General features: G+C 67.9%; 12 protein-coding genes and 1 pseudogene. 7 read left to right on the top strand and 6 right to left on the bottom strand.

The annotated features are described in order from the left end of the window. Together VGC18_RS10995 and VGC18_RS11000 are read right to left on the bottom strand one after the other, a co-directional pair. Nucleotides 1–399: TMEM175 family protein (locus VGC18_RS10995; protein WP_331097277.1), on the bottom strand; the 399-nt coding region annotated here is incomplete at its 3' end. Beyond that, nucleotides 311–1,495, bottom strand: a complete 1,185-nt coding sequence (locus VGC18_RS11000; protein ID WP_331097254.1) for an aldo/keto reductase — start codon at nt 1,493–1,495, stop codon at nt 311–313. The genes VGC18_RS11000 and VGC18_RS10995, both read right to left, overlap by 89 nt. A gap of 134 nt (nt 1,496–1,629) precedes the next feature. On the opposite strand from VGC18_RS11000, the gene VGC18_RS11005 reads away from it, so the two are divergent. Next, entirely contained in the window at nt 1,630–2,232 is a 603-nt protein-coding gene (locus VGC18_RS11005) for a TetR/AcrR family transcriptional regulator (RefSeq protein WP_414672880.1), read from the top strand. Nucleotides 2,233–2,244: 12 nt separating this feature from the next. Here the strand turns inward: VGC18_RS11005 and VGC18_RS11010 are convergent, their stop codons facing one another. Continuing rightward, entirely contained in the window at nt 2,245–2,601 is a 357-nt protein-coding gene (locus tag VGC18_RS11010; protein WP_331097259.1) for a helix-turn-helix domain-containing protein, read from the bottom strand. A gap of 78 nt (nt 2,602–2,679) precedes the next feature. Between VGC18_RS11010 and VGC18_RS11015 the strand changes: the two genes are divergently transcribed. The 4 genes from VGC18_RS11015 (at nt 2,680) to VGC18_RS11030 (ending at nt 6,018) form a co-directional block, all read left to right on the top strand. Continuing rightward, nucleotides 2,680–3,330 carry an FMN-dependent NADH-azoreductase gene (locus VGC18_RS11015; protein ID WP_331097261.1) on the top strand — a complete coding sequence of 217 codons (651 nt, stop codon included), beginning with the start codon at nt 2,680–2,682 and terminating at the stop codon, nt 3,328–3,330. Between the two features lie 115 nt (nt 3,331–3,445). After that, complete coding sequence (locus VGC18_RS11020) at nt 3,446–3,982, top strand: PadR family transcriptional regulator (RefSeq protein ID WP_331097263.1); 537 nt, start codon at nt 3,446–3,448, stop codon at nt 3,980–3,982. Between the two features lie 48 nt (nt 3,983–4,030). After that, nucleotides 4,031–5,743: an ABC1 kinase family protein gene (locus tag VGC18_RS11025; protein ID WP_331097265.1), complete on the top strand. Its 1,713-nt coding sequence runs from the start codon at nt 4,031–4,033 to the stop codon at nt 5,741–5,743. An 8-nt stretch (nt 5,744–5,751) separates the two neighbouring features. Continuing rightward, nucleotides 5,752–6,018: a DUF1905 domain-containing protein gene (locus tag VGC18_RS11030; protein WP_331097267.1), complete on the top strand. Its 267-nt coding sequence runs from the start codon at nt 5,752–5,754 to the stop codon at nt 6,016–6,018. Between the two features lie 47 nt (nt 6,019–6,065). Here the strand turns inward: VGC18_RS11030 and VGC18_RS11035 are convergent, their stop codons facing one another. Both VGC18_RS11035 and VGC18_RS11040 read right to left on the bottom strand, forming a co-directional pair. Beyond that, a complete protein-coding gene (locus tag VGC18_RS11035) occupies nt 6,066–6,422 on the bottom strand; it encodes a type II toxin-antitoxin system HicB family antitoxin (RefSeq protein ID WP_331097269.1) in 357 nt (118 codons plus the stop codon). Next, nucleotides 6,419–6,673, bottom strand: coding sequence for a toxin HicA (locus VGC18_RS11040; RefSeq protein ID WP_331097271.1), 255 nt, complete (start codon nt 6,671–6,673; stop codon nt 6,419–6,421). Before VGC18_RS11040 ends, VGC18_RS11035 begins: the two co-directional genes overlap by 4 nt. 125 nt (nt 6,674–6,798) lie before the next feature. On the opposite strand from VGC18_RS11040, the gene VGC18_RS11045 reads away from it, so the two are divergent. Continuing rightward, nucleotides 6,799–7,329 (top strand): helix-turn-helix domain-containing protein, encoded by a 531-nt coding sequence (locus VGC18_RS11045; protein WP_331097273.1) that lies wholly within the window; start codon nt 6,799–6,801, stop codon nt 7,327–7,329. Next, entirely contained in the window at nt 7,326–8,543 is a 1,218-nt protein-coding gene (locus tag VGC18_RS11050) for an MFS transporter (RefSeq protein ID WP_331097275.1), read from the top strand. The genes VGC18_RS11045 and VGC18_RS11050 overlap by 4 nt, the downstream gene beginning before the upstream one ends. A 43-nt stretch (nt 8,544–8,586) precedes the next feature. Here the strand turns inward: VGC18_RS11050 and VGC18_RS11055 are convergent. Continuing rightward, a pseudogene (locus VGC18_RS11055) lies at nt 8,587–8,955 on the bottom strand (TetR/AcrR family transcriptional regulator); the annotation flags it as partial.

An 8,955-nucleotide genomic window follows, 5' to 3' on the forward strand; every position in this document is an offset into this window, starting at 1 on the left:
CAGCACCGGATGCCGCGACAGATACAGCCTGAGCAGCACGCCGGTTCCGCTCGCGACGACCATGTTCCCGATGTACAGCGCGTAGACCGAGCTCACGCCGGTGTCCGAGCTGGCCACGACGTTGGTCGAGAACGGCAGGACGGTGATCGCGGCCAGCCAGAGGAAATTCAGCCGGGCGAGGGCAGCGTCGTAGGCGGCGACGAGCTCGAAGATCCGGTGGTGCACCAGCCACAGGTTCCCGATCACGGCGAAGGAGATCAGGAACGCCAGGACGTTCTGCCAGTGATCGGCGAACAGCTGGCCGAGGCCCTCATGGGCGATCGCCGAGCTCAGCTCCGTCAGCGGCAGGACGAGCAGGGTGATCGAGATCGCGACGGCCGCATCGGTGAAGTTGACCAGACGGTCGAGGCCGCGCTCGGTGCGTAGGGGTGCCATACCGCCATCCTGTCACGGCACCGCGCGCGGGCCACGGCGGTAAGCGACGGCGACGCGACGGGTCGAGCAGCGAAGGCGGGGTGTCGAACTTCTCCTCCGCGGCGAGGTCGACACCGGGCGCGACGATCGCGTCGATCGCGTCGAGGACGTCGGCGGAGAGCACGGTGTCGGCGCCGGCGAGCTGCGAGTGCAGGTGATCCAGCGTGCGCGGGCCGATGATCGCGCTCGTGACCGCCGGATGCGCCGTCACGAAGCCGAGCGCGAGCTGGATGAGCGTCAAGCCGGCCTCGTCGGCGACTGTGGCGAGCCGCTCCACCGCATCCATCCTGGCGCGGCCCGCGGGGGCAGACAGGTCGAAGCGCTGCGGCATCGACTTCGAGCGGTTCGTGGTCATCTCCCGGCCCTCGCGGATCGCGCCGGACAGCCATCCGGTGGCCAGCGGGCTCCAGGCCAGAACGCCGAGCCCGTACTCCTCGGTCACCGGCAGCACGTGAGTCTCGATGCCGCGCTGCAGGATCGAGTAGCTGGGCTGTTCCGTGACGTACCGGCCCAGGTGATTCTCGCGAGAGGCCCACTGCGCCTGGACGATGCGGTACGCGGGGAAGGTTGAGGACCCGAAGTAGCGGATCTTGCCCGCCCGCTGCAGGTCGGTCAGCACGGACAGCGTCTCATCGTCGCTCGTCGTCGGGTCCCACCGGTGGATCTGATAGAGATCCACGTGATCGACACCGAGGCGGCGCAGGCTGTTGTCGAGCTCGGTGATGATCCAGCGACGCGAGGTGCCCCGATGATTGCGCTCGGTGCCCATGGGGCTGTAGACCTTGGTCGCCAGCACGATGTCGTCGCGCCGACCGGCGATGGCCCTGCCGACCATCTCCTCCGACTCGCCGTCACTGTACCGGTCGGCGGTGTCGATGAGGTTGATGCCCGCCTCGAGCGCCGCGTCGACGATGGCGGTGGCGTCGTCCTGGGTGGTCTGTCCGATCGCACCGAAGTTCATGGTGCCGAGGGCCAGGGAGCTGACCTCGACGCCGGTGCGGCCGAGAGTGCGGTACTGCATGGTGTTCCTCCAAAAGGGATGGGCTTGGTCGCCGGTCGCGTGTCTGCCAGAATGGAGATAAACGGAGCGCTGCTCCGATAACTATACGGAGCGCCGCTCCGTTTATCAAGCCTTCCGTGGCGCCGGAGAAAGGGATGACCGTGACCGGCAGCGATATACCAACGGATCGGGCCACGCGACCCAAGCGGGCCGACGCGCTGCGCAACGAGCAGGCGCTGCTCGACACGGCGGCGGCCGTGTTCGTCAGCTCCGGCGTCGATGCACCGGTCCGCGACATCGCGGCCAGGTCCGGCGTCGGGATGGGCACGATCTACCGCCACTTCCCGACGCGCGCCGACCTGATCGTCGCCGTCTACCGGCATCAGGTCGACGCCTGCGCGGAGGCCGGCGCGACCCTGCTCGCGGAGACCGGCTCGCCGCACGCCGCCCTCGGGCGATGGGTCGACCTCTTCGTCGACTTCCTGATCACGAAGCACGGCCTGGCCGCCGCGCTGCAGAACGACAGCGCCGGCTACGACGCCCTGCACGCCTCGTTCATCGACCGGCTGGTTCCGGTCTGCGCCGAGCTTCTCGCCGCCGCGGTCGACGCGGGCGAGATCGACTCCGACATCGGAGCGTACGAACTGATGCGCGGGATCGGCAACCTCTGCGCCGGCGCGGAGAACGATCCCCGCTACGACGCCCGCCGTCTGGTCGGGCTGCTCATCGCGGGGCTGCGTCGGCCGGACTCGAACTGACGACCCGGTCGGTCACCGGGTCGCGGGGGAACTCGACTTCTGAGGGTGCAGGTTGCGCTGCGCCCACGCGCCCAGCTGCTCGATGGTCGGCACCAGCTCGGCTCCCGCCCTCGTCAGTTCGTAGCTGACCGAGACGGGCGGACCGTCCGTGACATCCCGGCGAACGAGGCCCGCCTCGACGAGCTCGACGAGACGATCGGCGAGCACGGTGTCGCTGATGCCGCTGACGGCCTTTCGCAGTCCGACGAACGACGCACTGCCAGAGCCGAGCACCCCGAGGATCATGCCGTTCCAGCGCTTCCCCAGGACGGAGAAGGCAAGGGTGATCGCCGAATCGCAGACGCGCAGGTCGAAATCGGGCTCTGGCATGACACCCATCGTAATCATGCTACGTTCTTCTCAGCAACTTTGTTTTACTTAGTCCCTTGTTTTCTCTGGAGATACGTCATGTCACTGTTTCGCCTCGATGCCAGCATCACCCCCGCGACCTCGCAGAGCCGTGCTCTCGCCGACCTCGTCGAGGCCGAATGGTCCGCGGAGCATCCCGACTCCATCGTCACCCGTCGCGACCTCGGCACGACGCCGCTGCCCGCCACGACCTGGCGCGACATCATCACCAGCAGCGGACTCGACGAGGACGCCCTCAGCCCCGACCAGCGCGAGGCCCGTGCCCTGGCGGCGACGCTCGCGGACGAGCTGATCAACGCCGACGCGCTCCTGCTGGCGGTCCCCCTCTACAACTGGGGCGTCGCGGCCCACGTGAAGTCCTGGTATGACATCACCTACACCGATCCGCGGATCAACGGCGGCGCGCTGAAGGGCAAGCCCGCCGTGCTCGTCACCGTGCTCGGAGGCAACTACAACCCCGGAACCCCCAAGGAGGGGTGGGACCATTCCACCCCGTGGCTGCGCCGCGTCATCGAGGAGGTCTGGGGCGCCGACCTGCTCGTCGTACAGCGCCAGTTCACCCTGGTCGGGGTCAATCCGGCCCTCGACCAGTTCACGGATCAGGCCGCCGAGATCAAGGTCGCGGCCGAGCAGCTGGCGGCCGAGCACGGACGCGCCCTCGCGGCGAAGCGGCAGGCGTCGGCAGCGTAGAGCACGGGCCGTCGCCGCACAGGGCGATTACCCACCCCATACCCAGCACCTCCTCGGCTTGAAGATATATCGTTAGGTATCGCCGAGCCGGATGGCCGGCGCTGAGGAGGACATCATGGGCAAGTCATTCATGGGCGACGGATTCCCGGGTACCGCGGTGTGGGAGGCGATGGATCAGCTTCGCGGACAGTTCGACCGCAAGTTCGGCACCCGCGTGGGACGAGGCGACGTGCGCGCCGCGGTTCTCGCCCTGCTCGCCGAGAAGCCGATGCACGGATATCAGATCATCCACGAGGTCGAGGAACGCAGCGGCGGCGCCTGGAAGCCGAGCCCCGGCTCGGTGTACCCGACGCTTCAGCTGCTCGTGGACGAAGGGGTCATCGACGTCGAGGAGTCCAACGGCCGCAAGACCTACTCGCTCACGGACGAGGGACGACGGGCGGCGGATGCCGCGGCGGAGAACGCCGCACCCTGGGAGGCGCCAGGAGCTCGGGACGGCGGCCGAGCGAGTGCGCTGCCCAAGGCCGGCATCGACCTGGCTCAGGCGGCCGCGCAGGTCGGCCGCTCCGGCAGCCCTGAGCAGGTGAAACAGGCCGTCGCCGTGCTCGACGAGGCGCGTCGTAAGCTCTACTCGATCCTGGCTCAGGATTGACGGGCGCCTGACGCCTCGGTGCGACGCAGATCGGATGACAGGGACCAGATGACGACCGACGTCCGGGACATGCGCGCCCGGTCCCGCAGGATCCTCTGGTTCGCCGCGCGGTATCTGGCCCAGAGCTGGTGGTACGAGCTCGTCCTGCCACGGGTCGGGCTCTCGCGGATCGCGGCCCGCGGCAGATCGGCGCGCCTCCGACGCATCGCGCAGCGCTTCCATCTGCTCGCGGTCGACCTGGGCGGCCTGATGATCAAGGTCGGCCAGTTCATGTCCTCGCGGCTCGATGTGCTGCCTCCCGAGATCACCAAGGAACTCGAGGGCCTGCAAGACGAGGTCCCCCCGGTGCCGTTCCCGGACATCCGGGCACTCGCGGAGGCGGAGCTCGGACTGTCGCTCGATCGAGCGTTCTCGTTCATCGACCCGACGCCGCTGGCGGCGGCATCCCTCGGTCAGGTCCACCGCGCCCGGCTCTCCGAGACCGATGCGGCCGACACCGGCCTGCTCGACGTGGTCGTCAAGATCCAGCGGCCGGGGATCGGGGCGATCGTCGATGTCGACCTGAGCGCGCTCCGCCGGGTCGGCGGCTGGCTCAGCCACGTGCGCCTCGTCTCCGATCGGGTCGACATGCCCGCCCTCGTCGAGGAGTTCGCGCTCACGAGCCTCGAGGAGATCGACTACCTGCACGAGGCGGCGAGCGCCGAGCGATTCGCGGAGGACTTCGGCGGAGACGGTCGAGTCGGCGTCCCCGAATTGGTCTGGGAGCGCACGACTCGACGCGTGCTGACCATGCAGGACGTGACGGCCATCAAGATCAACGACGTCGACGGCCTGCGAGCGGCGGGCATCGACCCGTCCGAGGTGGCGGCGGAGTTCGCCGCCGTCATGTTCGACCAGCTCTTCCTCCACGGCTACTTCCACGCCGACCCGCATCCGGGCAACATCTTTGTCACCCCGCTGGCGGATGCCGGAGAGCCCGCGACGGAGGGAGGCCGCACCTGGACCTTCACCTTCGTCGACTTCGGCATGATGGGCGACGTCCCGGACACCCTGCGTCGGGGCCTGCAGAAGCTTCTCGTCGCCGCCGCATCCCGCGATGGCAAGGGGATGGTGGACGGCATCCGTGAGGTCGGGGTGCTGCTTCCCTCTGCGGACACGGCGGAGCTCGAACGCGCGATGACGAAGCTGTTCGCCCGGTTCGGAGGAATGGGCTTCGCCGAGCTGCAGGATGTCGACCCGCGCGAGTTCCGCGCCTTCGCCATCGAGTTCGGCGACGTGGTGCGCTCGCTGCCCTTCCAGCTTCCGGAGAACTTCCTCCTCATCGTGCGCGCCATGTCGCTGACCTCGGGGATGTGCAGTTCGCTCGACCCCGGCTTCAACATCTGGAACGCCATCGAGCCGTATTCCGCCCAGCTGATCAGAGCCGAGGGTGGGCGGCTGGTGCAGACGGTCACCAAGCAGGCGCTGTCGGTCGCCGGCACGATCGCGCGCCTGCCTGGGCGGCTCGACGACCTCACGACGCGCATCGAAGAGGGCAGGGTCACCGTCCAGACCCCCAAGCTGGACCGCCGCCTGAGCAGCCTCGAGCGAACCGGGCGCCGGCTCATCGCGGCCGTGCTCTTCGCCGCACTCCTGATCGGAGGCATCCTGCTTCTGGGCGAGGATGCCGTGTTCGGCACCGTCCTCATGGCCGTCTCGGCCCTCCCCCTGCTGTATGCCCTCTTCGCCGGAATGCTGGCGCGCCGCGGCCCGTTGCGCTGAGACTGATGATGGATTTCTCCTTCACCGGTCCCATCGGGGTGACGGTGAAGGGCGACGTGTGGTCTTGCGTGGAGGTTCCGGGATCCGTGGACCTGTTCGGGACCGGGAAGGCCGTGCGCGTCGTCGCGACGGTGGACGACCAGCCGGTGACCGCCGGGCTGATGCCGACCGGATCGGGTGGGCACATGATCTCGATCAGCGCCAAGCTGCGGAAGAAGCTCGGGAAGGACATCGGGGATGACGTCGTCGTCCACCTGTCGGAGCGGCTGACCTGAGTCGTTTCCCTGCGTCCGCGCCCGGCGGGTGGCGGCTCCGGGTCGTTCTACGCGGATTCCTGCCGATCCAAGAGTTGCGTCACATATGCGTTGAGACTCGTTTGACGCTGGACAGCCTCCAGAGCCAGTTTCCGGTGCAGCCCCTCAGGAACCCGAAGGTTCAGCCGTCCGCTATAGGTGCGATCCGACAGTGGTTCGGGCACTAACTCACCACTTGCCACCATGTCCTCGATGACCCGCTGTACTAAAACCTCCAGACCTCGAATGGCTTCAACCTGTTCTGGTGCCAGCCATGACAGCGAAGGAAACTCCGCAACGGTGGCGACAAACTCTTCATCCGCCGCCGACCATTGCACGGCGTAACGATAATGGTCGACTTGTGCAGTGCGAGATGGTGCACTCATAGCTCCTCCTTCTTAAGTCGATCGATGGCATTCAGTATCTGGCTGACCTGATATGGCTTCGCTTGTCCATCCTTGTTTTGCAAATTGATTCGCGGATCTCCCTGCCAAGGCATCGTGAAAATCGCTACATGACTGCCGGAACCTGATCTCGGTTCTCCGAAGTATGCCGTCGCCAATTTCACGGCATCCACGAACGAGATCGAACCCGGCGAATTGCGTGCTTTGTTCTCGATCTTCTCTACCGACACCATTCACTTGATGGTGCCATATTTGGCACCGATTTTCTAGAGAGCGTACGGAGAACCTTTCCACGACACGTTCGGCAACTCTCAAAGGTTCATTTGACAGTCGTCGGCCGAACCGCGATAGTTGTGCCATGGACCCCCTCGAGAAGCTCCGGGCCACCGCGCATCCGCTCCGCCTCCGGATCCTGTCCCTGCTGACCGGCGCCGCCATGAGCGCGGCCGAGGTGGCGCGGGAGCTCGACGTCACGCAAGCCAATGCGAGCTACCACCTGCGGCTGCTCGAGCGAGCGGGACTGGTGCGCGTCGTCGAGCGGACGCGGGTGCGCGGCGGCGATGCCAAGCGATACCGCCACGAGCTGTCGGCCGAGCCCTTCGAACGGCAGCGCGACTCGGAGGCGCCTCCCGCATCCGATCCCGCGTCGTTCCAGCAGTACGCCGCCGCGCTCGCCACGGAACTCCAGCGACGGGCGGTGCTGCAGGCGGACGGGCCGCGGGTCTCGACCGACGCGGAGCTGTGGCTGGACGCCGAGGACTGGGCATCCATCGTCAACGCCGTCGGCGAGGCGGCGACCCGGATGCACGCGAGGGCCAGGCCCCCGCGGTCGGCCGGAGCGGTGCGTGTGTCGATGACCGCCGTCCTCTTCGAGATGGGCCGCGAGTGAGGGGGCCGTTCGAGTCCGCCCCGTTTCGGTGGTTGGCCGCCGCGCGCTTCACCACCGTGCTCGGCAACGCGGTCGCGCCGCTGGCGCTGGCCTTCGCCGTCCTCGACCTCACGGGCTCCCCGTCCGACCTCGGTCTCGTCGTCGCCTGCCGCTCCGTGGCGAACGTCGCCGTTCTCCTGTTCGGCGGTGTCCTCGCCGACCGGTTCTCTCGGACGGTCCTTCTCACCGGGACGTCCGTGGCCGCGGGACTCAGCCAGGGAGTGATCGCCGCGCTCGTCCTCAGCGGCACCGCGACGATCCCGCTCCTGGCCGGCTTGAGCGTCGTGAACGGCGCCGTCGCGGCGGTCAGCTTCCCGGCCTCGGCCGCCCTGGTCCCGTCGACCGTGGGGACCGAGCAACTTCGATCCGCGAATTCGATCCTGAGGCTGGGCGTGAACGCGGGGACCCTCGTCTCGGCCGCCGCCGGATCCGTGATGATCGCGGTGGTCGGCCCCGGCTGGGGTCTCGCCTTCGATGCGTTCACCTTCCTCGTCGCCGCCGCGCTCTTCACCCGGATCAGGGTGGCCGGCTCCGTCAGGGCGAAGGATTCCGGGTCCAGCATGCTGCGCGATCTGCGGGATGGCTGGCAGGAGTTCTCGCGACGGAGCTGGGTCTGGGTTGTCGTCGTCCAGTTCATGGTCGTCAACGCCGCCTTCGTCGGAGCGATCGCCGTCCTCGGCCCCCTCGTGGCCGATCGGACGTTCGGCCGGGCCTCCTGGGGACTCATCATCGCGTCCGAGACGGCGGGGCTCGTCCTCGGCTCGCTTCTCGCCCTTCGATGGCGTCCGTCCCGAGCGCTCGGCACCGGCGTCGTGCTGGTGGCCGTCACGGCCTTGCCCGCGGTGATGCTCGCGCTGCGGCCGTCCGTGCCGGTGCTGATGGCCTGCTTCGCCGTCGGCGGGATCGCGATCGAGCAGTTCGGGGTCGCCTGGGACCAATCGCTTCAGCAACACATCCCCGGCGAGAAACTGGCCAGGGTGTATTCCTACGACGCGGTGGGCTCTTTCCTCGCCATCCCCCTTGGCGAGGTCCTGGTTGGACCGCTCGCCGCGACCGCGGGGACGACCCCCGTTCTGCTCGGTGCCGGATCCCTCATCGTCCTCGCCACTCTCGGGGCGGCCTGCGTGCCCAGCGTGTGGCGGACGCGGAACGTACGGGCGGCCGTGACGGCGTGATCGTCGGGCACGCAACCTCCTGTCGCGGCGGAGCGGTCGCTATCTAGTCCGCGGTGCTGAGATGGACCATGGCGTCGTAGAGCTGCTCCTGCGTCATCGGCGGCTCGGGAATCGGATGGGCTCGCCGAGCCCGGTAGGCGTCGAGCATGAGGTAGAGCTGACGCCGCCAGGCACCCGGCGCGATGGTGCTGGTGGCGTCGATCATCCGGCCGTTGGACCAGATGAGGTTGACGATGTCGGCCAGCGTGATGTCGGGACGCGCCTCGCCGGCCTCTTGGGCCCTGGTGAGCACGTCCTCGATCTGTCGGCACATCTGGTCGTGGATGCGCTCGGTGTCGGCACTGCCGGGAAAGCGGCGGGAGAGGAAGTCGTTGAACCCCCGGTCTCCCGCCTGCACACGAAACAGGTTCTC

The sequence above is a fragment of the Lacisediminihabitans sp. genome, from assembly GCF_036404185.1.
Taxonomy (GTDB): domain Bacteria; phylum Actinomycetota; class Actinomycetes; order Actinomycetales; family Microbacteriaceae; genus Lacisediminihabitans.

Excerpts from the sequence above, each read along its gene's own strand:
- VGC18_RS11000 (WP_331097254.1), bottom strand. The coding sequence starts at position 1,495 with ATGCAGTACCGCACTCTCGGCCGCACCGGCGTCGAGGTCAGCTCCCTG.
- VGC18_RS11005 (WP_414672880.1), top strand. The coding sequence starts at position 1,630 with ATGACCGTGACCGGCAGCGATATACCAACGGATCGGGCCACGCGACCC.
- VGC18_RS11010 (WP_331097259.1), bottom strand. The coding sequence starts at position 2,601 with ATGCCAGAGCCCGATTTCGACCTGCGCGTCTGCGATTCGGCGATCACC.
- VGC18_RS11015 (WP_331097261.1), top strand. The coding sequence starts at position 2,680 with ATGTCACTGTTTCGCCTCGATGCCAGCATCACCCCCGCGACCTCGCAG.
- VGC18_RS11020 (WP_331097263.1), top strand. The coding sequence starts at position 3,446 with ATGGGCAAGTCATTCATGGGCGACGGATTCCCGGGTACCGCGGTGTGG.
- VGC18_RS11025 (WP_331097265.1), top strand. The coding sequence starts at position 4,031 with ATGACGACCGACGTCCGGGACATGCGCGCCCGGTCCCGCAGGATCCTC.
- VGC18_RS11030 (WP_331097267.1), top strand. The coding sequence starts at position 5,752 with ATGGATTTCTCCTTCACCGGTCCCATCGGGGTGACGGTGAAGGGCGAC.
- VGC18_RS11035 (WP_331097269.1), bottom strand. The coding sequence starts at position 6,422 with ATGAGTGCACCATCTCGCACTGCACAAGTCGACCATTATCGTTACGCC.
- VGC18_RS11040 (WP_331097271.1), bottom strand. The coding sequence starts at position 6,673 with ATGGTGTCGGTAGAGAAGATCGAGAACAAAGCACGCAATTCGCCGGGT.
- VGC18_RS11045 (WP_331097273.1), top strand. The coding sequence starts at position 6,799 with ATGGACCCCCTCGAGAAGCTCCGGGCCACCGCGCATCCGCTCCGCCTC.